Consider the following 21,623-nt stretch of genomic DNA (forward strand, 5'->3'; position numbering starts at 1 on the left):
GCGTTTCTCCTGTTTCTCCAGCGTAACGCGGAAAGCCGCTGAACGGCGCCTGAACGGCCCTTGATCCGCACCCGGTTTTCGTCTGATCTCCACCCCTTGCTGTTCGGGACCCGTACATGACATTTGCCTGGAAGACGGCGGCCTCCGCCGTCGCGCTGTCGGCCCTGCTCGCCGCCTGCGCCACCACCGGTGGGGCCGCCCCCGCCAAGCCGCCTGAGAAGGCCGACAACAAGCCCCTGCCCGCCGGGGCCGGCGGCAAGGACGACCCCGTCCCCTTCGCCTCCACCTACCGCCCCCTGCCCGGCCGGCCGACGGCCATCGTCGGGGCGACGGTGCTGACCGCCGACGGACGGCAGATCGACAATGGCGTGGTGATCTTCGGCGACGGCAGGCTGATCGCCGTCGGCGGCCCTGAAACGGCGATCCCGGCCGGCTATGACGTCATCGACGGCAAGGGCAAGTACGTCACTCCCGGCATCATCGACGCCCACAGCCACCTGGGCGTCTATCCCTCGCCCGGCGTCTCGGCGCGGAGCGACGGCAACGAGGCCACCGATCCCAACACCGCCCAGGTCTGGTCCGAGCATTCGATCTGGCCGCAGGACCCCGGCTTCAACCGGGCCCGGGCCGGCGGGGTGACCACCCTGCAGATCCTCCCCGGCAGCGCCAACCTGTTCGGCGGCCGCTCGGTGACCGTGCGCAACGTGCCGTCGGTCACCATGCAGGGGATGAAGTTTCCGAACGCCCCCTACGGCCTGAAGATGGCTTGCGGCGAGAACCCCAAGCGCGTCTATGGCGGCAAGAGCCGGTCGCCCTCGACCGCGATGGGCAATGTCTTCGGCTACCGCAAGGCCTGGATCGACGCGGCCGAGTACCGTCGCAAGTGGGATGACTACACCGCCAAGAAGGACAAGGGCGAGAAGGCCGACGCGCCCAAGCGCGACCTGCAGATGGAGACCCTGGCCGGCGTCCTGCGCGGCGACATCCTGGTCCAGAACCACTGCTACCGGGCCGACGAGATGGCCGTGATGATCGATGTCGCAAAGGAGTTCGGCTACAAGATCACCATGTTCCACCACGCCAACGAGGCCTACAAGATCGGCCCGTTGCTGAAGGAAAACGACATCTGCTTCGCCACCTGGGCCAGCTGGGCGGCGTTCAAGATGGAGAGCCTGGACGGCATCGAGGCCAACGCGGCCATCGCCTACAAGGCCGGCGCCTGCACCGTCATCCACTCCGACGACGAGACCATCACCCAGCACCTGAACCAGGAAGCCGGCATCGCCATGGCCTCGGGCAACCGCATCGGTTTTGGCATCACCGACAAGGAAGCGATCGCCTGGATCACCGCCAACCCGGCGAAAGCCATGGGCATCGCCGACCAGACCGGCAGCCTGACGGTCGGCAAGCGCGCCGATGTCGTGCTGTGGAGCGGCAACCCGTTCAGCGTCTACAGCCAGGCCGACAAGGTCTTCATCGACGGCGCCCTGACCTACGACCGGCGCGATCCGCGCTTCCAGCCCAAATCCGACTTCGAACTCGGCCAGCCCGGTGAAGGGGCCTTCCACCCATGAGAACCCTCCTCCTCGCGTCTGCCGCGCTGCTGATCGCCGGCCCCGCCGCCGCCCAGACTTTCGCCATCACCAACGCCCGCATCGAGACGGTCGGTCCGGCCGGCACGATTCCCAACGGCACGATCGTCATCAGGGACGGCAAGATCGCCGCCGTCGGGGCCGGGGTGCAGGCCCCGGCCGGGGCCACGGTGATCGACGCCAAAGGCGGCGTCGTCACTCCGGGATTCATCGCCGTCTCCTCCAACCTGACGGTGTCGGAAGTCTCGGCCGTGCAGGAAACCCGGGACGACCGCTCGGGCAAGCTCTCTGCCGGCTTCGACATCCAGTACGGGGTCAATCCCAACTCGACGATGATCCCCTGGGCCCGCCAGGCCGGCCTGACCCGGGCCGTGGCCACCCCCGTGCTGTCGCGCGGCGGCGGCGGCCATCATCACGACGACAGCGGCGCCGAGGAAACCGCCGGCGGCGGCGGCGGGGCCGGCGACGGCGACCCGCATCTGTTCGCCGGCCAGGCGGCCGTGGTCTCCCTCGCCTCGGGCCAGACGGACCTGCTGGTCCGCGCCAAGGCGGCCGTGGTGCTCGACATGGGCGAAGCGGGGGCCCAGGCCGCCGGCTCGCGCGGCGCGGCCATGGTTCTGGTCCGTTCGGCTTTCGAGGACGCCCGCGCCTACGCCCGCAACAAGGCCGCCTACGACCGCGGCGAGACCCGCGAGTTCGGCCTCTCCCGGATCGATCTCGAGGCGCTCGTGCCCGTGGTCCAGGGGCGCACGCCGCTGCTGGTCCGCGTCAGCCGCGCCGCCGACATCCTGCAGATCCTCAAGATGGCCAAGGAGGAAGGCGTCAGCGTCATCCTCGAGGGCGTCGAGGAGGGCTGGCTGGTGGCGCCGCAGATCGCCGCCGCCAGGGTCGGGGTCATCGTCGACGCCCAGCGCGACCTGCCCAGCAGCTTCGAGACCTTGGCCAGCCGCCTCGACAACGCCGCCCGTCTGCAGGCGGCGGGCGTCACCGTGGCCCTCATCGGCAGCCGCGACCAGAACAACCTGCGCCAGGCCCGCTTCAACGCCGGCATGGCGGTCAGCTATGGCCTGACCTACCAGCAGGGCCTGGCCTCCCTGACCCTCAACCCGGCGAAGATCTGGAAGATGGACGCTCAGGTCGGCAGCCTGGAGGTCGGCAAGACGGCGGACGTGGTGGTCTGGACCGGCGATCCGCTGGAACTCTCCACCTGGCCGACGGACGTCTTCATCGCCGGCCAGCGCCAGCCGGCCGACGTGCGGGCCTTCGAACTGCGTGATCGCTATGCAGCCCAGCCGGGGGCCTACCCGCAGGCGTATACGAAGCCGTGAGAGCGGGCCGGCCGGCGGTCACGCCGGCCGGTTGCCTTCACTCCCCGCGCAGCTTTTTCAACTGCGCCACGGCATTGCTGTTGCCCGGGTCCAGAGCCAGCGATTTCTCATAGCTGGCGATGGACAGGGCCTTCTCGCCGATCCAGGCGTAGCCATCGCCAAGGCTGTCCCAGGCGTTGCCGCTCCTGGGGAAGATCACCGTCGCCAGCTTGAACAGCTCCACCGACTGCCGGGCCCGTTCGGTCCGCATCAGACGGTAGGCCCAGTTGTTGAGGTCGATCTCGGAAATCTCGAAGTCCGGTCGCTCCCGCTTCAGCGCCTCGTAGGTCCCGGCCACATCGCGAAAATCGCGCGCCTGCAACGCCACCCGCAACGCCGACACGCCGTTCAGCCTGAAGCCGGGAATGAAGGGCTGGGCCAGCTGATCGGCGAAGTCCTCCGGCGTGCCGCCCGCCAGGTTGGTCAGGATGACCACTGCCACACCGTCGTCGGGATAGACATAGAAGGCCGCGCGGCCGCCCCCGGTGCAGCCGACCGCCGGATGCTGCTTGCGGGCCAGCGGCGTCCAGCCCAGCGCCCATTCGCCGGGCTGGCCGTCATTGAGGGTTTGCGCGGTCCACAGGGACTTGAGGCTGGCAGGCTCCTTCAGCAACCGGCGAGATTGCAGCGCGATCAGCCAGCGGGCCATGTCCCCGGCCGTGCTGTTCATGCCGGCGCCGGCCCGCAGGAAGGTCGGGAAACTGTGGTGGTTGTTGGCCAGCTCCCCCGGGGCCAGCTTCACCGGATAGGTCATCCGGTAGTTCTGGGCCGCGCCCGGAATGATGTCGCGGGAGTCGCCAAAGCCGGTGTGAGCCGCGCCCGCGACCTTGAGCTGACGCTCGGCGATAACCTCCGGGAACGGCCGCCCGGTCAGCTTTTCGACGACCCTCAGCAGCAGGGCGTAGTTGGTCTGGCAGTAGTGATTGCGTTCGCCGGGCGCGAACAGCACCGGCCGCGCCGCCAGGGCGGCCCAGACGTCGGCCTCGGTTTCCGCGATCGCCTCGCCGCTGGCGTTGTTGATGGCGTTGGGCAGGCCGCTCACGTTGCCGAGCAGCTGCCGCACCGGGATGGCCCGCCAGGCCGGCGGCAGGTCGTCCAGATAGGTCGCTATGGGTGCGTCGAGACTGACCTGTCCGGCCTCCACCAGCTGCATCATGGCGACGCCGGTGAACGACTTGGTGCAGGAGTTGATCGAGAAGATGGTCTGGTCGGTGACCGGGACACCGTATTGCAGGTTGGCGATGCCCAGGGCGCGCTGGAAGACGATAATGCCGTCCTTGACCACCGCCGCCTGCAGGCCGGGAATCCGGCGGGTCTTCATTTCCGTGCGCAGCACCTGGTCGGCCAGGGAGGCGGGATCGGCAGACGCCGCCCGGGCGGTTCCGGCGGCCAGACCCGCGGCGGCCGTGCCGAGCGCGAAGTTGCGACGGTTGAGGGTCATGATCACTCCAGGAGCAGGTTCCACCCCCGCGGGGCCGCGCCGAAAGGAAAGCGCCCCGCCGCCCGCTGCAAGTTAAGGATCGTCCATCCGCCTGACCGAAACTGTGGCAGGATGAGCCCGCGCCCCCGTGAACCAGGGACCAGACTCGCATGCGCCTCCGCCAGATCGCCCTCGTCGCCGCCGACCTTGCCGCCGCGTCGGCCGACATCGAGGCCGTGCTCGGCGTCAGCCACCCGTATGACGACCCCGGCGTCGGCCACTACGGCCTGCGCAACGGCGTCTGGGCCGTCGGCCAGACCTTCCTCGAAGTGGTCTCGCCCAAGCAGGAGGGAACGACCGCCGGCCGCCTGCTCGACAAGCGCGGCGGCGATGGCGGCTACATGGTCATCCTGCAGGTCCGCGACTTGGCGGCCGCCCGCGCCACGGCCGCCGCCGCCGGGGCCCGCATCGTCGATCAGATCGACCGCGACGGCGTCGCCGCCACCCACTATCACCCCCGCGACGTCGGCGGCGCGATCCTGTCCATCGACTGGATGGACCCGTGGGAACGCTGGGAATGGGGCGGTCCGGGCTGGGAGGCCAACGCCCGGCCGGGCCAGGCGATTGTCGGGGCCGAGCTGCAGGCGGAAGACCCGGCGGCGATGGCGGGCCGTTGGGGCGAGGTTCTGGGCCGGCCGGTCGGGCGGAGTGGCTCTGTCTGGCGCATCGCCCTGGACGGCGGCGAGATCCGCTTCGTCCCGCCGGCCGACGAGCGCGGCGAAGGCCTGCGCGGCTTCGACGTCGACCTGCCCGACCCGGATACGGCGCGGACACGGGCCGGACAGCGCGGATTGATCGACGCCGACGGCGAAGTCGTGCTGTGTGGGACGCGGGTGTATCTGAAATCCATCATCTGACTGCCTCCCCCACCTGTCATCCTCCGGGGTCGCGAAGCGACAACCGGGGGACCCATGGCGGCTCTGGAAAGACTCCCGGCGGCGTTCACGTGGACAGATGGGTCCCCCGATCCGCTGCGCGGTCGGAGGATGACAGCAACGGGAGGCACGCCATTGCCAGCGACGACATGTCAGCCCATTAGTCCCCTCCCGAATCGCCTAGACTCCCCAGCGTAATGTCCAAGCCCGAGCCGCTCCCCTCCCTCTTCGATGACGCCCTGAACCCGCCGGCCGCGCCGCCGCTGGCGACGCCGCACGAGCCGGTGCCCAAGGCCACCCCCAAACCGGCCATCGCGCCAAAGGGCGGCGACTACAACGCCAGCAGCATCGAGGTGCTCGAAGGCCTCGAACCGGTGCGCATGCGCCCGGGCATGTACATCGGCGGCACCGACGAGCGGGCCCTGCACCACCTGTTCGCCGAGGTGCTCGACAACAGCATGGACGAGGCCGTCGCCGGCCACGCCAAGCTGATCGAGGTCAGTCTCGACGCCGAGGGCGCCCTGACCGTCCGCGACGACGGCCGCGGCATCCCGATCGACGCCCACCCGAAATATCCGGGCAAGTCGGCGCTGGAGGTCATCATGACCGTCCTGCACTCGGGCGGGAAGTTCAGCGGCAAGGCCTACGAGACCTCCGGCGGCCTGCACGGGGTCGGCGTCTCGGTCGTCAACGCCCTGTCCGAACGGGTCGAGGTCACCGTCTGGAAGGACGGCTTCGAGCACCGCCAGGTGTTCTCGCGCGGCAAGCCGCTGGGCAAGCTTGAGCAGATCGCCCCCAGCCGCAAGCGCGGCACCGCCATCAAGTTCATCCCCGACCCGGTCATTTTCGGCGAAGGCGTCGCCTTCAAGCCGGCGCGGCTGTACCGGATGGCCCGCTCCAAGGCCTATCTGTTCCGCGGCGTGACCATCAAATGGTCCTGCGACCCCAGCCGCATCCAGGACAAGACCCTTCCGGAAGCCACCTTCCACTTCCCCAACGGCCTGGCCGACTTTCTGGCCGAGCGGACGGCGGGCATCAACACCGTGACCCCGGCGGCCTTCACCGGCCGCATCGAGCGCACCGGCGAGGCCGGCGCCGTCGAATGGGCGGTGACCTGGACGCCGCAGGGCTTCGGCGAGGCCGACGGCTTCGTGCAGTCCTACTGCAACACCGTGCCCACCCCCGAGGGCGGCACCCACGAGAGCGGCTTCCGCGCCGCCCTGACCCGGGGCCTGAAGGCCTATGGCGAACTGGCCGGCGAGAAGCGGGCCGGGATCATCACCGCCGACGACGTCATCGCCAACGCCGGCGCCCTGATCAGCGTCTTCATCAAGAACCCCGAGTTCCAGGGCCAGACCAAGGAGCGCCTGAGCTCCTCGGACGCCCAGAAGCTGGTCGAGACCACCCTGCGGGATCCCTTCGACCACTGGCTGACCGCCTCGCCCAAGGTCGCCCGCGCCCTGCTCGATTTCGTCATCGAGCGGGCCGAGGAGCGGCTCAAGCGCCGCAAGGACCGCGACGTCGCCCGCGCTTCGGCGACCCGCAAGCTGCGCCTGCCCGGCAAGCTGGCCGACTGTTCCGGCGAGGCGGCCGGCGGCTCCGAAATCTTCCTGGTCGAGGGCGACAGCGCCGGCGGCTCGGCCAAACAGGCCCGCAACCGCAAGAACCAGGCGATCCTGCCCCTGCGCGGCAAGATCCTCAACGTCGCCTCGGCGACCGGCGAGAAGCTCGTCCAGAACAAGGAGCTCAGCGACCTGATGCTGGCCCTCGGCGTCCAGCCGGGCAACAAGTTCAAGGAGGAAGACCTCCGCTACGACCGCATCATCATCATGACCGACGCCGACGTCGACGGCGCCCACATCGCCAGCCTGCTGATCACCTTCTTTTACCGCACCATGCCGCAGATGATCCGCTCGGGCGCCCTCTACCTCGCCCTGCCGCCCCTCTACCGCATCACCCACGGCGGCAAGTCGACCTACGCCCGCGACGACGCCCACAAGGACGAGCTGCTGGCCACCGAGTTCAAGGGCAAGAAGCCGGAGATCAGCCGCTTCAAGGGCCTGGGCGAAATGATGGCCAGCCAGCTCAAGGAAACCACCATGGACCCGGGCACGCGCACCCTGGCGCGGGTCACCCTGCCCAAGGCCGAAGAGCTGGTGGAGGAACTGGTCGAAAGCCTGATGGGGAGAAAACCCGAGGCTCGCTTCAAATTTATTCAGGAGAACGCCGAGTTCGCTGGTGAACTGGACGTGTAAGAATTGAATACCTGAAGCACTGTATCGAGCATACCGGTTTCGGAATTCGACAGACGACCTGAACTGCTTTCAGCGCCGGCATTTCGGCGACTTGGCCCCTCACGCCGACATCACAATGGCTTTATGGCGGGAGCCAAGCCCGGGCTTTCGCGTTAGGCCCCTTGTTCTGGAGTGGCCTGGTGCAAACCGGCCTCGGTGCAGGGGCATGAGTAAGCATGATGACGATACAGGACGTCCGTCCGGAGGTTCCCTCCGAGGCGCCGCCGGCCTTGGACGTGACTTCCACCGCCTTGTTTCTTGATCTGGATGGGACCCTCGCGCCCATCGAGGAGACCCCGGATCTGGTCATCGCCGATCCGGAGCGAAGCCGAATCCTCACCAACCTGGCCCGCTTGCTCGACGGCCGCCTTGCGGTGTTGAGCGGCCGGCAGATCGACGAAGTCGATCGAATCCTCGACGGATCGGTGTCTCACGTCGGCGGCCAGCACGGACTCGAGCGGCGTCTGGCCGGCGGCGTCATGCAGAGCACCCCGGCCCATCCCGGCCTTGAGGACGCCGCCGCCGCCATGGAGCGCCTGGCCAGGGCCCAGTTCGGCCTGCTGGTCGAGCGCAAGAGCGCGGCCGTCGCGCTGCACTTCCGCGCCAAGCCCGAATGCGGTCCGGCGGTCATCGACCTCGCCCACCGGCTGGCCAAGACCCATGACCTGGAACTGCAGGAAGGCCGCATGGTCGCCGAGCTGCGCACGCCGGGGCCCAACAAGGGCGATGCGCTCGAGGTCTTCATGGCCACCGCGCCCTTCGCCGGCGCCCGCCCGATCATGATCGGCGACGACCTGACCGACGAGACAGCCTTCGCGGCCGCCATCGGACTGGGGGGCGACGCCATCCTGGTCGGCCCGCCCCGCCCCTCCCACGCCCGCTGGCGCCTGGCCAGCCCGGCCGCCCTTCTGGCCTGGCTGGACGAGGCCACGCGCCGGTCGCCGGACCTGCCCTTCCCGGAGCTTGCCTCATGAGCCGGCTGGTCGTCGTTTCCAACCGGGTGGGCCTGTCGCGCGATGTCGGCGGCGGCGCCGTCGGCGGGCTGTCCGCGGCCATCACCGCGGCCCTTCGCCAGAACCAGGGCGTCTGGTTCGGCTGGAGCGGAGAAACCACACCCCAGTACACCGGCCAGCTGTCCCTCGACCGCATCGGCGACGTCACGGTCGCCAAGGTCGACCTCGAGCCCCAGGACGTCGAGGACTACTACAACGGCTATGCCAACAACACGCTGTGGCCGCTGTTCCACAACCGCCTCGACCTGACCAACTTCAGCCGCGCCTACGCCGCCGGCTACGCCCGCGTGAACCAACGCTTCGCCGAAGCCCTGCAGGCCCTGATCGCCCCCGGCGACACCCTCTGGATCCATGACTACCACCTGATCCCGCTGGCCGCCGAGCTCCGCAAACTGGGCTGCACCAACCGCATCGGCTTCTTCCTGCACATCCCCTGGCCGGCGCGGCAGCTGTTCACCACCCTGCCCAGCCACGAGAAGCTGGTCGCCCAGCTGTTCGACTACGACCTGGTCGGCTTCCACACCGCCGAATGGCTGTCGGCCTTCACCGGCTACCTGCGCAACGAGAAGGGCCTCGAGGTCGGCGACGACGGCGTCGTCGAGGCCTTCGGCCGCACGACCCGGCTTGGCGTGTTTCCCATCGGCATCCACACCGCCGACTTCGCCTCCGAGAATGCCTCCGAAGCCTCGATCGACGCTCAGAAGCGCACCGAAAAGAGTCTGGCCGGCCGGCAGATGATCATCGGCGTCGACCGTCTCGACTATTCCAAGGGCATCGAGGAGCGGTTCCTCGCCTACGAACAGTATCTGCAGGACCATTCGGAGGCCCGCGAGAAGGTCTTCATGCTGCAGATCGCCACCCTCAGCCGCGACGCGGTCGAGGCCTATCAGGACATGCGCAACCGGCTGGACGCCATCGCGGGCCGGATCAACGGCCACTACGGCACCCTCGACTGGGTGCCCCTGCGCTACGTCAATTCCGGCTATCGCCAGGACGAGCTGGCCGGCATCTACCGCGCCGCCCGCGCCGCCCTGATCACCCCCCTGCGCGATGGCATGAACCTGGTCGCCAAGGAGTATGTGGCCGCCCAGGACCCGGCCGACCCCGGCGTCCTCATCCTCTCCCGCTTCGCCGGCGCAGCCGCCCAGATGAAGGCGGCCCTGATCGTCAATCCCTACGACCGGGACGAGATGGCCGAGGCCATCCACCGCGCCCTGACCATGGACCTGACCGAGCGCATGCTGCGCTGGCGCGAGCTGAAGGCCGGCCTCGACGCCGAAAACCTCGACCACTGGTGGCAGGGCTTCCTCGAAGCCCTCGCCGACCGACCCAAACCCTGCCCGCGCATGGTCCGGGTCGGCGGCACGGCGCCCTGAAAACCTGGCCGTGCGGGGCCAGCGGGCGCGAATGATGAATATGTCTAGACATATTCATCACCAATTCGCCCGCTTCCGACCTCTGATCCGGCTCAGCGCCACGGACACCGCCGAATCGGGGTGGTCTCGGGTAGGTTTCGGGTGGTCGCCAGGTAGGACAAAAACAGCGCTCCGATGGGTGGCGCGCGGTCACTCAGGTAGGTTATAATGGGTTGTTTTTTATAGCTTTTTATCCGCCTCTCAGGGGCGCGAATATGCTATAATGGCTTCGACAGCGCAAACCACCCGCCTTCCAAGGTCCGCTCCCTGGCCAGTTTCCTGATCACCTTCGCCGCCATGACCGCGATCATCGCGGCGCGCTACCTGCTGACCTCCGGCCTGATCTACGCCCTGGTCCTGCGCCGCCCCGACCGGCCAACGCCGCAGCCCGGCGCCGTGCGCCACGAGATCCGTCTGTCGCTGGCCTCCTCGGCCGTCTACGCCCTGCCTGCGGCTTTCGTCGTCGAGCAGTGGAAGGCGGGCCACACCCTGATCTACACCGACTGGAGCGCCTGGCCGCTGTGGTGGGTCCCGCTCTCAGCCCTGGCCTATCTGCTCATCCAGGACGCCCACTATTACTGGGCCCATCGGCTGATGCATCACCGGACCCTGTTCCGCTGGTTCCACGCCGGCCACCATCGCAGTCACACCCCGACCGCCTGGGCCAGCTTCGCCTTCGACCTGACCGAGGCGGCGCTGGTCGCCTGGGTGCTGCCCCTGCTGACCTTCCTGATCCCCATCCATGTGGGGGTGATTCTGTTCCTGCTGATCGCCATGACCGCGACGGCCACCCTCAACCACTGCGGGGTGGAGATCCTGCCGCAACGCTTCGTGCGCGGCCCGGTCGGCGGCTGGCTGATCACCGCCACCCACCACGGCATGCATCACAGGCGGATGCTGACCAACTTCGGCCTGCACTTCCGCCTCTGGGACAGGCTGATGGGGACGGACGTCATGCCCGTGGCGCCCGTCGACGCCAGGTCTGTCAGCTCGAAAAACGGGCCACGATGACGAACACGCCCCCCTCGGGCGCTTCCTGGGTAAAGCTCGCCCGCTTGGGCAAAAGCTCAGCGCCAAGCCGGTATTCGACGTCGTCGTTGTCGGCATAGCTCTGCTGGTCGATCAGCACATGGCCGGCCCGGTAGTTGTCGAAATCGGCCTGGACGGCCCCGGCGTCGGCGCCGGCGAAGATCTTCAGATGCATGCCGCGGCTCCTAACCGATGACCCCGAGCAGGTCGCTGCGCTGATCGGGCGCCAGGCCCTGGAAGAAGCTGACGATGTCCGACAGGGTGGTCGGCGCCGTGTAGCGGCCCTGGGCGCGGGGCCCGAGGTTCTGCAGGATGCCCGACTTGGCAAGCAGAGCCTGCCAGTTGGCGGCCGGCGTGCCGCCCGGGCCGGCGGCCAGGTAGGCCCTCAGCCGGTCGGCATCGCTGGCCAGGGTGGTTCCGAAGCGCTTGTAGCTGGCGCTCTCGGCCTTCAGCCGGTCGGTCTCCGCCTGCACCGAGGCCTTGACGAAATCCAGGCAGACGGCGGTCAGCGCCGGGTCCGGCTTGTCCTTGCGCAGCTGGACCATGCACATCATCTCGACTTCCGGGAAATCGAGGGCCTTCTCGACGATCAGGCGCACCTGGCCCGCGACCTCGGCGCTGGTGTCGGCGGCGACCTGCTGGGAATAGCCGCCGCCGCTGATCTGGGCGCCCGTGCCCGAGCCGGCGGTCATGTTGAAGCTCTGGTTCGCCGCCACCCCCTGGATCCAGGTCAGGTTCTGGGCCGCCGTGGCCGCCGCCGCCTGGGCCTGTTGCAGATTGGCGTTGGCCGCCAGGCAGGCCTGCACCGCCGCATAGGTCGGATCGGAGGGGGCCGGCATGGGGTTGGGGGCCGGATCGCAGGTCACCGTCGCCGAGGCCGTCGTATAGGCCTGCTGGGCGCGGGTGACGGCGGCGTCCTTGGCGGTCTTGTCGGCCGAGGCCGATTGCACCGCGGCCAGCAGCGCGGCCGGGTTGGAATTGATGGCCGTGGCGCTGCCGCCGGTGATCACCGTCGAGGGCGGACGCATGACGCCCGTCAACTGCTCGATGGCCAGCACGGCGACCATGGCCCGCTGGTCCCGCGCCGCCTGGATGATGAACTCGTCCTGGCTGATCGCCCCGCTCAGGTAGCGCTCGCAGGTGCGGTACATCGACTCCCGCAGCAGGTTCACCGTCTGGGTTCGCTCGAAGCTGGCGCCGGACTCGCTGATCGCCAGCGCCCCGCCGGCCTGGACCTCGGGACTGGCGCTGCCCGCATAGCCGAGGTTTCCGCTGCCGCCGACGCTCATGGCGACAAAGGCGTCCGGCGGCGCCTCGGCGCAGAACTGCAGCCGATTGACGGTGACCGTCGCTCCGTTGACCGTCTGGGTCGTCGGCACCAGGCTGGTGAGAATGGCCCGCTGCTTGGCGTCGATGAGGATCGCTTCGCCCGTGTTGGTCGCCAGGTCGATCCTGTCGGTCCGGTGGATCGATGTGAGATTGGCGCAGCCACCGAGCGCCACCACGGCCAACAGTCCGACCACTGACTTGCGAAGCATGATGCCCTCCCCCGGGAGGGAAAAAGCTTGACCACGAACGCCGCAAGGACGCAACCCTGTCACGAACTGGGGGCCGGCGGTGCTTCCGTCAGCCGCGCCCGGCGACCAGGCGGTTGTTCAGCGGCTCGCCCTTGGGACTCTTGCTGGACCAGGTCAGCCCGACCTTCCCAGCCGGAATCGTCGAGCAGAAGCTCAACGGGATGCCGACCGGCCGGGTCTGCTTCAGACAGACCTTGCCGCTCTTCAGCGTCCACCTGCCGGCCGTGCGCTTGCCGTTGGTGCGCTGCCCCTCATAGGTCCCGTCGCGCTTGAGCCACAGCCTGGTCGACCGCCCGCTGGGATAGGTCGAGACGATGGTGTTGCCGAACGCCGCCTCGATCGGCGAGGCGGCATGGGATGCGACAGGAGCGAACGGAAACAGGACGACCGCCGCCGCCAGCATGAGAGACTTCGTCATCCGCCAGTAACGCGCAAATTGAGCTTTGGTTGACTTGCCAGGACCGAGACCAAATCTGGCGCAAGTCCAGCTTTGCATTGACTTTGCGGGGATAACGCCTATCTAGACCCGCATTCGGGACAGGTCTGGCGATTCCGCGCCGCCCGCTCGCCCAGCCTGGGCGGTTTCGAATTCATGCAAAGTGATAATGACCGAATTTTCCGAACTGGGGCTGTCGCCCCTCACCCTCCAGGCGGTGATTGACGCCGGCTACACCGTCGCCACGCCGATCCAGGAACAGGCCATCCCCGTCGCCCTCGCCGGCCGCGATGTCCTCGGCATCGCCCAGACCGGCACCGGCAAGACCGCCGCCTTCACCCTGCCGATGATCGACAAGCTGGCGTCGGGCCGCACCAAGGCCCGCATGCCGCGCGGCCTGGTCATCTGCCCGACCCGCGAACTGGCCGACCAGGTCGCCCAGAGCTTCGAGAAGTACGCCAAGGGTCAGAAGCTGACCTGGGCCCTGCTGATCGGCGGCGTCTCCTTCGGCGACCAGGAAATGAAGCTCGACCGCGGCGTCGACGTTCTGATCGCCACCCCCGGCCGGCTGCTCGACCATTTCGAACGCGGCAAGCTCTTGATGACCGGCGTCCAGACGCTGGTGGTCGATGAAGCCGACCGCATGCTCGACATGGGCTTCATCCCGGACATCGAACGCATCTTCAAGATGACGCCGCCGAAGAAGCAGACCCTGTTCTTCAGCGCCACCATGCCGCCGGAAATCACCCGGCTGACCAAGCAGTTCCTCAAGGACCCGACCCGCATCGAGGTCGCCCGTCCCGCCACCACCGCCGAGACCATCACCCAGTACCTGGTGCGCGTGCCCGTCATCTCGCCGAGCGCCAAGCGCATGGCCCTGCGGGCGCTGGTCGAGAAGGCCGAGGTCCGCAACGGCATCGTCTTCTGCAACCGAAAGAGCGAAGTCGACATCGTCGCCAAGTCGCTGACCGTCCACGGCCATGACGCCGCCCCCATCCACGGCGACCTCGACCAGGGCACCCGGATGAAGACGCTGGAGCGCTTCCGCAAGGGCGAGCTCAAGCTGCTGGTGGCCTCCGACGTCGCCGCGCGCGGCCTCGACATCCCCGACGTCAGCCACGTCTTCAACTACGACGTCCCGCACCATGCCGACGACTACGTCCACCGCATCGGCCGCACCGGCCGGGCCGGCAAGCTGGGCGAGACCTACATGATCGTCACCCCGGCGGACGACAAGAACCTCGACAAGGTCCTCAAGCTGACCGGCAAGATGCCGAACGAAGTCGTCCTCGACCTCGACTGGGCCGCCGCCAAGGACAAGGACGCCCGCCGCAAGGAAATTGACAAGGAACGCGGGGGTTCGCGCGGCGGCGACCGGGGCCGCGAGCGCAAGCGCGAGTTCAGCCGCGGCCGTCCGGAATCGGAAACCTCGATGGTCGGCATGGACGCGATCAGCGCCCCGGCCGAACGTCCGGAACGCGCCCCGCGCGAAGACCGCCCGCAACGGGCCAGCACCGAGCCGGTGTTCACCGCCGAGGAAACCGCTCCGGTCGAGCGCGAGGAGCGTCCGCGCCGCGAACGTGGCGGCCGTGGTCGCGACCGCAAGCCGCGTGACGAGGCGCGCCGCGAAGCTGCACCGGTCGAAGCCCGTGAAGAGCGCCCGGTCCGTGACGAACGCCCGGCCCGCGAGGACCGCGCCGCCCGTGAAGAGCGTCCCGAGCGTGACGAGCGCCCTGCCCGTCCCGAGCGCCGCCCCGACCCGGTGCGCGGCGTCCGCGCCCCGACGCCCCGCGACGACGACGACCGTCGCGTCGTCGGCTTCGGCAACGAACTCCCCGCCTTCCTGGCCCGCCCGGTGCCGACCGTGGCCCCGTCGAAAGACGACTGAGGGGACGTGATCGCCGCGCAAACGCGGCGATCCGTTCGCTCAAACGGTTGAAGCGGCGTTCATGTCCCCGGTCTGCGCCGGCCGGGGACATGAACGCCGCCCCAGCCGCATTGGTCACAACCGGCGCCGCCCTTGCGCGGCGATCACGTCCCCAATGAAACGCCCGCCTGCATCTCTGCAGACGGGCGTTCGCATTTCGTGGCCCTTGGCTGCCTGCCTAGTAGCCCAGTGTCTTGTCGCAGGCCTTCGCCTCGTTGACCAAGGCGTCCTTGTTCATGCCGTCCAGCTTGTCGGCTTCGGCCGACTGGATCGCCGCCGGGTTGGTCCCGGCCGGCAGGTCACGGCGGGCGGCGAGGGCCAGGGCGGTGCGTTCGCGGTTACGGTCGAAGCTCTTGACGAGGGCCTTGTCGCCGCCGCCCTGCTCGACCGCGCTGGCGGCCGCTTCATAGACGGCAAGGCATCGCGCCTGCGCGCGGAAGTCGACAGTCCCCTGGGCCTGGACCGAGAAACCGGTCAGGGTCGCCAGGATCAGCCCGCCCAGGATGGGGGCGCGCATGAGCATTCTCCGTTTCGAGTCGCGACCAGTCGCGACCCCTATAATGTAGGTAGGAATAGCGGCGCTGAAAGGGCGCGACGCTGCGGCTCTATGCCGTAACGCCGCGCCCCGGAGCTTCAGGCCTGGTTCAGCTAGCGGCTGATCTGCCCGGCCAGCATCTTGCGGATCGCCGGCCCGTACGGCGGCCGCATGGCGACCAGCGGACCGATGTCCTTCTTCAGCTGGGTGTAGATGGCCTTGCGGTGGCTGAATTCCTTGAAGCCGTCGTGGCCATGATAGCTCCCCATGCCCGAAGGCCCGACGCCGCCGAACGGCAGCTCTTCCTGGGCCACGTGCATGATGACGTCGTTGACGGTCACCCCGCCGCTGGTCGTCGTTTCCAGCACCCTGGTCTTCTCGGCCTCGTCCGTGCCGAACCAGTAGAGGCCGAGCGGCCGGTCGTGGCTGTTGATGTAGCCGGTGGCCTCTTCGAGCGTCTTGTAGGTCTTCACCGGCAGGACCGGCCCGAAGATTTCTTCCTGCATGACCTTCATGTCGTCGGTCGGGTTGAGGATCAGGGTCGGGGCGATCTTGCGGTGTTCCTGCTGGGTCAGGTCCTCGCCATCCGGCTTGATCTCGACAATCTGCGCGCCCTTGGCGCGGGCGTCGTCGATGTAGCCCATGATCCGGTCATAGTGCCGCTGGGCGACCACGGCGGTGTAGTCGGGGTTGTCCTTGATGGTCGGGAACATCCTGGTCACGGCCGCGCGTGCCTGAGTGACGAACTCGCCGACGCTCTCTTCCGGCGTCAGCACATAGTCGGGGGCCAGGCAGATCTGGCCGGCGTTCAGCGTCTTGCCGTTCATCACCCGCGCCGCGGTCAGCGCCATGTCGGCGCTGCGCGAGATGATCACCGGGCTCTTGCCGCCCAGCTCCAGGGTCAGCGGCACCAGGTTGGTGGCGGCGGCGCGCATGACGTGGCGGGCCACGCTGGTCGCGCCGGTGAAGATCATGTGGTCGAAGGCCAGCTCGCTGAAGGCCTGGCCGACCTCCGGCCCGCCGGTGATGACGGCGATCTCCTCCTCAGAGAACACCTTGCCGAACATCACCTTCATCAGCTCCGACGTCGCCGGGGTGAACTCCGACGGCTTGATCATCGCCCGGTTGCCGGCCGCCAGCACCCCGGCCAGCGGCGCGAAGGTCAGGTTGACCGGGAAGTTCCACGGGCTGATCACGCCGACCACGCCCTTGGGCTGGAAGACCACCTCGGCCTTGGCCCCGAACAGGCCGAGAATGGCCGGCGAGGTCTTGCGCTTCTCGCCCTTCATCCACTTGCGCAGGTTGTCGCGCGCATGTTTCAGCGGCCCGATCGAGCCAGCGATGTCGGTCAACTGCGTCGCCTCGCGCGAGCGGTTGCCGAAGTCGGTGTTCAGCGCATCCTCGATGGCCTTCGAATGATCGACCAGCAGGCCGATACAGCGGTCGATCCGGTCAATGCGTTGCTCGGCCGTCGGCGCGCCGTCGCGCAGATGAGCGGCCTTCTGGCGGTCGAGGATGCCTTGCATCGCGGCGGCGTCGGTCATGGTTGCCCTCCCAGGCGGCCGGTGCGTTCCGGCTCAGGTGATCGTTGATCAGAATGGCGGGCGAACGCCGTGTCGGCAAGCGCACAACGGTCGTTCGTTTTAACCAGACGTTTGGCGTTACCCCCTACTGTCCCTTCACTGAAACATGCGCATCCGCCGAAAGCGGCTGCGTTTCGGGGGAATACGGGACGATGGCCGGCGATTTTGAACAGACCTTGCGGGGGCCCCAGGCCTACAAGATCACTCGCAAGGCCATCGACATGATGGAACGCCACAACATCTGGCCGACCCCGCTCAACTTCGAGCTCTGGTCGCATTTCGTCGCCGACCCGGACGGCCCCCTGGCCAAGGAACTGACCCGGCTGATCGGCGCGGGCGAGCCGATGACCGAGGCGATGAGCGAGGAACTGGCCGCCGCCTATCTCGCCAAGGCCAAGCTGAACGAACAGATCCGCGACGCCGGGGATCAATTGACCAAGGAACTGGCCTCGGTCGCCAAGGCCATCCAGACGGCCCAGAAATCCACCGCCGCCTATGGCGAAACCCTGTCGACGGCCAGCGAAGGCCTGGGGACGGCGACCGACGCCACGGCCATCAAGAAGATGGTCCAGACCCTGGCCAGCGCCACCGAGCGCGTCCAGAAGCAGAACGACACCCTCGAACAGAAGCTGTCGGACTCGACCACCGAGGTCGCCCGCCTGCGCGAACACCTGGAGCAGGTGCGCCGCGACGCCACCACCGACGGCCTGACCAACCTTGCCAACCGCAAGGCCTTCGACGACGAGTTGGCCCGCGCCTGCGCCGACGCCGACGAACAGGGCGCCTGCCTGACCCTTGCGGTGCTGGACATCGACCATTTCAAGAACTTCAACGATACCTGGGGCCACCAGACCGGCGACCAGGTCATCCGCTTCGTGGCCAGCGTCATCGGCCGCATCGGCGCCACCCCCCGCTTCGCCGCCCGCTACGGCGGCGAGGAATTCGCCATGATCTTCCCCGGCGAGGACGCGGTGACCGTCGAGGCCTGTCTGGAAGAGATTCGCGACGAGATCGCCTCGCGCATGCTCAAGCGCCGCTCGACCAACGAAGACCTCGGCGCCGTCACCGTCTCGGCGGGCCTGGCCACCCGCAAGGCCGGCGAGACCGGCGTCTGCACCATGGAGCGGGCCGACGCGGCCCTGTACATCTCCAAGCGGGCCGGCCGTAACCGCGTGACGAATGGGGAAAAGGTGACCTCGGTCGCCGCCTGAAAATTCTGCTGGCGTTCCGCCGGGTTATGGCGGTCATCCTCCCTGCAAAGCATCAGAGGGAGGTCCGTCATGGACTACGCTAAAATCAAGGTTGAGCTGGTCGACGGCGTCGCCGTGGTGATCATGAACGACCCGGGCTCGATGAACGCCGCCGGCCTCGACCTGGCCAGCGAGCTGGCCCACGCTTTCCGCAGCATCGCCGGCGGCCAGATCAAGGCCCGCGCCGTCGTGCTGACCGGCGAAGGCCGCGGCTTCTGCTCGGGCGCCAACCTGTCGGGCGGCGGCGCGGCGGGGCGTGAACTGGACGTCGATGGCAAGCCGGACGCCGGCAATGCGCTCGACAGCATCTACAACCCGCTGGTCACCCTGATCAAAAACTGCCCCGTCCCCGTGGTCACCGCCGTCAACGGCGCCGCCGCCGGCATCGGCTGCTCCTTCGGCCTGCTGGGCGACTACATCCTGGTCGGCGAGAGCGGCTACTTCCTGCAGGCCTTCCGCCGCATCGGACTGGTGCCGGACGGCGGCTCGACCTACCTGCTGCCGCGTATGATCGGCCGGGCCCGGGCCATGGAAATGGCGCTGATGGGCGACAAGATCGGCGCCGCCAAGGCGCTGGAATGGGGTCTCTGCAACCGCGTCGTCGCCGACGCCGAGCTGCGTGACGCCGCCATCGCCGTGGCCAAGGAACTGGCCAACGGCCCTGCTTCGCTGGGCCTGATCCGCCAGCTGATCTGGGACAGCCAGGACAACACCTGGGGCGAACAGCTGCAGGCCGAGCGCCGCGCCCAGAAGGTGGCCGGCAAGACCGACGACTTCGTCGAGGGCGTCAGCGCCTTCCTTCAGAAGCGTCCGGCGGCTTTCAAAGGAGCGTGACGGCCACCGAAGCGGTACAATAAGTCAGCCGCTTCGATAAGCCTCAGCCATCCCAAGGCCCGGGTCCGATATCGGCCCGGGCCTTTCCCTTCTTCGGCGCCTTGCCGCGCAACACAGCCTCGAGCGCCAGCCGCGCCCAGCGTGAGGCTTCCACGGGACCATCCTGCGCCTCTTCCGGCAGGCTGAAGTAGGGCAAGGCCGCCTGCCGGTCGCGCTTCCTCTGGTGATAGACGAACGGCTCGGACCCGGCGGCGAGGAACGTCTCCCGGGTCTGGTCATCGACCTTCAGATAGATCGTCTCGCCGAACACTAGCGCGAACATCATACCGTCCAGCCAGACGCCCTTGCCGCCGAACATCCGCTTCACAACCACCGGTCCGAGCGGTTCGAACAGGTCGGTCAGATGCTCGTCCATGTGAAAATCCAAAATGTGAGTAATTGCTCACTTGCAATTCCCGACCACATGTGAGCAAATGCTCACATCAAGGGGAACTGCTCATGTCCGCCAAGCCTCGCATCGAACGCGCCGCGCTGGAAGTCTTTGTCCGGGAAGGCGTCGACGCCGCCACCACCCGCGCCATCGCCGCCGAGGCCGGGGTGTCGGAAGGCGCCCTCTACCGCCATTACCGCAGCAAGGACGAACTGGCCGCCAGCCTGTTCATGACCGTGCACCGCCGCCTCTCCTCGCTGATCGAGGACAGCGCCGCCGAGGCGACGGGCATCAAGGACAAGGCCGCCGCCATCGTTCGCGCCTATTGCGAGGTGGCCGACGAGGACTGGCTGACCTTCGCCTTCCACCTGACCCAGATCCACCGCTTCATCCCCCTCTATCAGGAGGATGGCCGGGACCCGGTCACCGTGACCGAAAACGTCATCAAGCAGGCGATGATCAATGCCGAACTGCCGCCGGCCGACCCGCGGCTGCTGGCCGCCATGGCCATCGGGGTGATCACCCAGACGGCCCAGAACAAGGCCTACGGGCGTCTGGGCGACGACAGCCTGTCGGCCCACGCCCCGCTGATGACCGCCGCCGTCCAGGCCGTGTTGTTCGCCCGCTAACGCTTTTAGGGAATGATCCCCGCCATGCGCTCGATCCTTTTCGCCTGCTACTACTGGGCCGCCACGGTGTTCTACGCCTTGAGCGCGGTCCTCCTGTCGATCCTGCCCGGCCGCCGGCCGATGCGAGGGGCGATCAAGCTCTACACCCACCGGATGATGTGGGGCATGCGGGCCATCGCCGGCATCGACATCACCGTGAAGGGCAAGGAGCGGCTGCCGGACGGCGCCTTCATCGTCGCCGCCAAGCACCACAGCTGGGGTGACGGTTTCGTCCTCTATTCGTCGGTGCCGAACCTGACCTTCGTGACCGGCGACCATATGGAGAAGTTTCCGCTGGTCGGCGGCATCCTGCGCAAGCTGGGGGCGATCATCGTCGACAACTGCGGCGGTCCGGAAGCCCGCAAGGCCCTGACTGAAAGCTCGGCCCTCGCGCACAAGGAGGGCCGCCGCATCCTGATCTTCCCGGAAGGCAACCTGGCCAAGCCGGGCGAGCATTTCCGCTACCGCTCGGGGGTGTACTTCATGGCCCGCGACTTCGGCCTGCCGGTCGTGCCGGTGGCGACGAACCTGGGCCTGTTCTGGCAGCAGCAGGAGTTCAAGAAGACGCCGGGCAAGGCGACGATCGAGTTCCTGGAGCCGATCGAGGCCGGAGACGACAAGAACGCCTTCCTCAAGAAACTCCGCGATGTCGTCGAAGGCCGCAGCCAGGAGCTGATCGCCGAGGCCACGGGGCAGCCGCTGGAACCGTCGGTGTTGGTGCCGACGCCGGACGAGGTGAAGAAGATGCAGGCCCAGACGGCGGCTGTGTGAGGGGGACGGGTTCGGCGCGAAGCGCTGTACCTGTCCCCGGTCAGCGCCGGCTTTCGCGCCGAGCGCAGTCCAGACGTTTTGCAAACCTGCTGGCGCGAGGGCCACCCAGCCGCCGGTGCTGACCGGGGACAGGTAGGCCGCTTTGCGGCCAACCGGTCCCCTACTCCGCCGACGCCGGGATGATCGTCACGCTCTCGCCGCAGCCGCAGGCGTCTGTTTCATTCGGATTGCGGAACACGAACTTCGACGACAGGCGGCTGACCTCGTAGTCGATGGTGGTGCCGATCAGGAAAAGAACCGCCTTGGGGTCGATCAGGATCGTCACATCCTTGTCCTCGACCACCTCGTCCAGCGGACCGGCGGTTTCGGCATACTCCAGGACATACTCCTGACCCGCGCAGCCGCCGTTCTTCACCCCGACGCGCAGGCCGGCGTAAGGCTTCTCGGCCTTGGCCATGATTTCCTTCACCCGCTCGGCGGCGCTGTCACTGAGGGTGACGACCTTGGGACGGGGGCGACGGGCCCGGGGGGTGGCGGCGATTTCCAT

The 21,623-nt window shown here is 68.0% G+C and carries 20 protein-coding genes; 12 read left to right on the plus strand and 8 right to left on the minus strand.

All coding sequences use genetic code 11. The annotated features are described in order from the left end of the window. Positions 1-116: 116 nt before the first annotated feature. Together O5I81_RS12305 and O5I81_RS12310 are read left to right on the plus strand one after the other, a co-directional pair. Entirely contained in the window at positions 117-1,574 is a 1,458-nt protein-coding gene (locus O5I81_RS12305; RefSeq protein WP_271065175.1) for an amidohydrolase, read from the plus strand. Then, a complete protein-coding gene (locus O5I81_RS12310; protein ID WP_271065176.1) occupies positions 1,571-2,920 on the plus strand; it encodes an amidohydrolase family protein in 1,350 nt (449 codons plus the stop codon). Before O5I81_RS12305 ends, O5I81_RS12310 begins: the two co-directional genes overlap by 4 nt. Before the next feature lie 37 nt (positions 2,921-2,957). On the opposite strand, the gene O5I81_RS12315 is transcribed toward O5I81_RS12310, so the two are convergent. After that, positions 2,958-4,400 (minus strand): beta-lactamase family protein, encoded by a 1,443-nt coding sequence (locus O5I81_RS12315; RefSeq protein WP_271065177.1) that lies wholly within the window; start codon positions 4,398-4,400, stop codon positions 2,958-2,960. A 149-nt stretch (positions 4,401-4,549) separates the two neighbouring features. On the opposite strand from O5I81_RS12315, the gene O5I81_RS12320 reads away from it, so the two are divergent. The 5 genes from O5I81_RS12320 (at position 4,550) to O5I81_RS12340 (ending at position 11,047) form a co-directional block, all read left to right on the plus strand. Next, positions 4,550-5,296 carry a VOC family protein gene (locus tag O5I81_RS12320; protein ID WP_271065178.1) on the plus strand — a complete coding sequence of 249 codons (747 nt, stop codon included), beginning with the start codon at positions 4,550-4,552 and terminating at the stop codon, positions 5,294-5,296. Positions 5,297-5,511: 215 nt separating this feature from the next. Next, positions 5,512-7,569 (plus strand): DNA topoisomerase IV subunit B, encoded by a 2,058-nt coding sequence (gene parE, locus O5I81_RS12325; RefSeq protein ID WP_271065179.1) that lies wholly within the window; start codon positions 5,512-5,514, stop codon positions 7,567-7,569. Positions 7,570-7,784: 215 nt separating this feature from the next. Further along, complete coding sequence (otsB, locus tag O5I81_RS12330) at positions 7,785-8,582, plus strand: trehalose-phosphatase (RefSeq protein ID WP_271065180.1); 798 nt, start codon at positions 7,785-7,787, stop codon at positions 8,580-8,582. After that, positions 8,579-9,997: an alpha,alpha-trehalose-phosphate synthase (UDP-forming) gene (gene otsA, locus O5I81_RS12335; RefSeq protein WP_271065181.1), complete on the plus strand. Its 1,419-nt coding sequence runs from the start codon at positions 8,579-8,581 to the stop codon at positions 9,995-9,997. The genes otsB and otsA overlap by 4 nt, the downstream gene beginning before the upstream one ends. A gap of 336 nt (positions 9,998-10,333) precedes the next feature. Next, positions 10,334-11,047 carry a sterol desaturase family protein gene (locus tag O5I81_RS12340; RefSeq protein ID WP_271065182.1) on the plus strand — a complete coding sequence of 238 codons (714 nt, stop codon included), beginning with the start codon at positions 10,334-10,336 and terminating at the stop codon, positions 11,045-11,047. On the opposite strand, the gene O5I81_RS12345 is transcribed toward O5I81_RS12340, so the two are convergent. From O5I81_RS12345 to O5I81_RS12355, 3 genes are all read right to left on the minus strand, one after another. After that, on the minus strand, positions 11,022-11,240 hold the full coding sequence (locus O5I81_RS12345; RefSeq protein ID WP_271065183.1) for a hypothetical protein: 219 nt from the start codon (positions 11,238-11,240) through the stop codon (positions 11,022-11,024). The two genes, O5I81_RS12340 and O5I81_RS12345, sit on opposite strands and share 26 nt — an antisense overlap. Before the next feature lie 10 nt (positions 11,241-11,250). After that, the gene (locus tag O5I81_RS12350; protein ID WP_271065184.1) at positions 11,251-12,603 is read right to left on the minus strand and encodes a hypothetical protein; all 1,353 of its coding nucleotides are present in this window, start codon (positions 12,601-12,603) and stop codon (positions 11,251-11,253) included. Positions 12,604-12,691: 88 nt separating this feature from the next. After that, positions 12,692-13,060 (minus strand): hypothetical protein, encoded by a 369-nt coding sequence (locus tag O5I81_RS12355; protein WP_271065185.1) that lies wholly within the window; start codon positions 13,058-13,060, stop codon positions 12,692-12,694. A 187-nt stretch (positions 13,061-13,247) separates the two neighbouring features. On the opposite strand from O5I81_RS12355, the gene O5I81_RS12360 reads away from it, so the two are divergent. After that, positions 13,248-14,966 (plus strand): DEAD/DEAH box helicase, encoded by a 1,719-nt coding sequence (locus tag O5I81_RS12360; protein ID WP_271065186.1) that lies wholly within the window; start codon positions 13,248-13,250, stop codon positions 14,964-14,966. 217 nt (positions 14,967-15,183) lie between these two features. Here the strand turns inward: O5I81_RS12360 and O5I81_RS12365 are convergent, their stop codons facing one another. Both O5I81_RS12365 and O5I81_RS12370 read right to left on the minus strand, forming a co-directional pair. After that, positions 15,184-15,522 carry a hypothetical protein gene (locus O5I81_RS12365; RefSeq protein WP_271065187.1) on the minus strand — a complete coding sequence of 113 codons (339 nt, stop codon included), beginning with the start codon at positions 15,520-15,522 and terminating at the stop codon, positions 15,184-15,186. A 131-nt stretch (positions 15,523-15,653) separates the two neighbouring features. Continuing rightward, positions 15,654-17,084: a coniferyl aldehyde dehydrogenase gene (locus O5I81_RS12370; RefSeq protein ID WP_271065188.1), complete on the minus strand. Its 1,431-nt coding sequence runs from the start codon at positions 17,082-17,084 to the stop codon at positions 15,654-15,656. Between the two features lie 191 nt (positions 17,085-17,275). On the opposite strand from O5I81_RS12370, the gene O5I81_RS12375 reads away from it, so the two are divergent. Next, entirely contained in the window at positions 17,276-18,334 is a 1,059-nt protein-coding gene (locus O5I81_RS12375; protein WP_271065189.1) for a GGDEF domain-containing protein, read from the plus strand. Between the two features lie 69 nt (positions 18,335-18,403). Further along, positions 18,404-19,207: an enoyl-CoA hydratase/isomerase gene (locus O5I81_RS12380; protein WP_271065190.1), complete on the plus strand. Its 804-nt coding sequence runs from the start codon at positions 18,404-18,406 to the stop codon at positions 19,205-19,207. Positions 19,208-19,250: 43 nt separating this feature from the next. Here the strand turns inward: O5I81_RS12380 and O5I81_RS12385 are convergent, their stop codons facing one another. Beyond that, the gene (locus O5I81_RS12385) at positions 19,251-19,622 is read right to left on the minus strand and encodes a TfoX/Sxy family protein (protein WP_271065191.1); all 372 of its coding nucleotides are present in this window, start codon (positions 19,620-19,622) and stop codon (positions 19,251-19,253) included. A gap of 83 nt (positions 19,623-19,705) precedes the next feature. On the opposite strand from O5I81_RS12385, the gene O5I81_RS12390 reads away from it, so the two are divergent. Beyond that, complete coding sequence (locus O5I81_RS12390) at positions 19,706-20,266, plus strand: TetR/AcrR family transcriptional regulator (RefSeq protein WP_271065192.1); 561 nt, start codon at positions 19,706-19,708, stop codon at positions 20,264-20,266. A gap of 24 nt (positions 20,267-20,290) precedes the next feature. Further along, a complete protein-coding gene (locus O5I81_RS12395; protein WP_271065193.1) occupies positions 20,291-21,076 on the plus strand; it encodes a lysophospholipid acyltransferase family protein in 786 nt (261 codons plus the stop codon). 160 nt (positions 21,077-21,236) lie between these two features. Here the strand turns inward: O5I81_RS12395 and O5I81_RS12400 are convergent, their stop codons facing one another. Continuing rightward, positions 21,237-21,623, minus strand: coding sequence for an iron-sulfur cluster assembly accessory protein (locus O5I81_RS12400; RefSeq protein WP_271065194.1), 387 nt, complete (start codon positions 21,621-21,623; stop codon positions 21,237-21,239).

Origin of the sequence: Caulobacter sp. NIBR1757 (genome assembly GCF_027912495.1) — a bacterium.
Lineage (GTDB): Bacteria > Pseudomonadota > Alphaproteobacteria > Caulobacterales > Caulobacteraceae > Caulobacter.

Bases quoted from the DNA above. Each gene is read 5' to 3' on its own strand.
- O5I81_RS12310 (WP_271065176.1), top strand. From the start codon at position 1,571: ATGAGAACCCTCCTCCTCGCGTCTGCCGCGCTGCTGATCGCCGGCCCC.
- O5I81_RS12345 (WP_271065183.1), bottom strand. From the start codon at position 11,240: ATGCATCTGAAGATCTTCGCCGGCGCCGACGCCGGGGCCGTCCAGGCC.
- O5I81_RS12350 (WP_271065184.1), bottom strand. From the start codon at position 12,603: ATGCTTCGCAAGTCAGTGGTCGGACTGTTGGCCGTGGTGGCGCTCGGT.
- parE (WP_271065179.1), top strand. From the start codon at position 5,512: ATGTCCAAGCCCGAGCCGCTCCCCTCCCTCTTCGATGACGCCCTGAAC.
- O5I81_RS12375 (WP_271065189.1), top strand. From the start codon at position 17,276: ATGGCCGGCGATTTTGAACAGACCTTGCGGGGGCCCCAGGCCTACAAG.
- O5I81_RS12320 (WP_271065178.1), top strand. From the start codon at position 4,550: ATGCGCCTCCGCCAGATCGCCCTCGTCGCCGCCGACCTTGCCGCCGCG.
- otsB (WP_271065180.1), top strand. From the start codon at position 7,785: ATGATGACGATACAGGACGTCCGTCCGGAGGTTCCCTCCGAGGCGCCG.
- O5I81_RS12355 (WP_271065185.1), bottom strand. From the start codon at position 13,060: ATGACGAAGTCTCTCATGCTGGCGGCGGCGGTCGTCCTGTTTCCGTTC.
- O5I81_RS12395 (WP_271065193.1), top strand. From the start codon at position 20,291: ATGCGCTCGATCCTTTTCGCCTGCTACTACTGGGCCGCCACGGTGTTC.
- O5I81_RS12380 (WP_271065190.1), top strand. From the start codon at position 18,404: ATGGACTACGCTAAAATCAAGGTTGAGCTGGTCGACGGCGTCGCCGTG.
- O5I81_RS12365 (WP_271065187.1), bottom strand. From the start codon at position 15,522: ATGCGCGCCCCCATCCTGGGCGGGCTGATCCTGGCGACCCTGACCGGT.
- O5I81_RS12315 (WP_271065177.1), bottom strand. From the start codon at position 4,400: ATGACCCTCAACCGTCGCAACTTCGCGCTCGGCACGGCCGCCGCGGGT.
- O5I81_RS12385 (WP_271065191.1), bottom strand. From the start codon at position 19,622: ATGGACGAGCATCTGACCGACCTGTTCGAACCGCTCGGACCGGTGGTT.
- O5I81_RS12370 (WP_271065188.1), bottom strand. From the start codon at position 17,084: ATGACCGACGCCGCCGCGATGCAAGGCATCCTCGACCGCCAGAAGGCC.
- O5I81_RS12340 (WP_271065182.1), top strand. From the start codon at position 10,334: ATGACCGCGATCATCGCGGCGCGCTACCTGCTGACCTCCGGCCTGATC.
- O5I81_RS12360 (WP_271065186.1), top strand. From the start codon at position 13,248: ATGACCGAATTTTCCGAACTGGGGCTGTCGCCCCTCACCCTCCAGGCG.
- O5I81_RS12390 (WP_271065192.1), top strand. From the start codon at position 19,706: ATGTCCGCCAAGCCTCGCATCGAACGCGCCGCGCTGGAAGTCTTTGTC.
- otsA (WP_271065181.1), top strand. From the start codon at position 8,579: ATGAGCCGGCTGGTCGTCGTTTCCAACCGGGTGGGCCTGTCGCGCGAT.
- O5I81_RS12400 (WP_271065194.1), bottom strand. From the start codon at position 21,623: ATGGAAATCGCCGCCACCCCCCGGGCCCGTCGCCCCCGTCCCAAGGTC.
- O5I81_RS12305 (WP_271065175.1), top strand. From the start codon at position 117: ATGACATTTGCCTGGAAGACGGCGGCCTCCGCCGTCGCGCTGTCGGCC.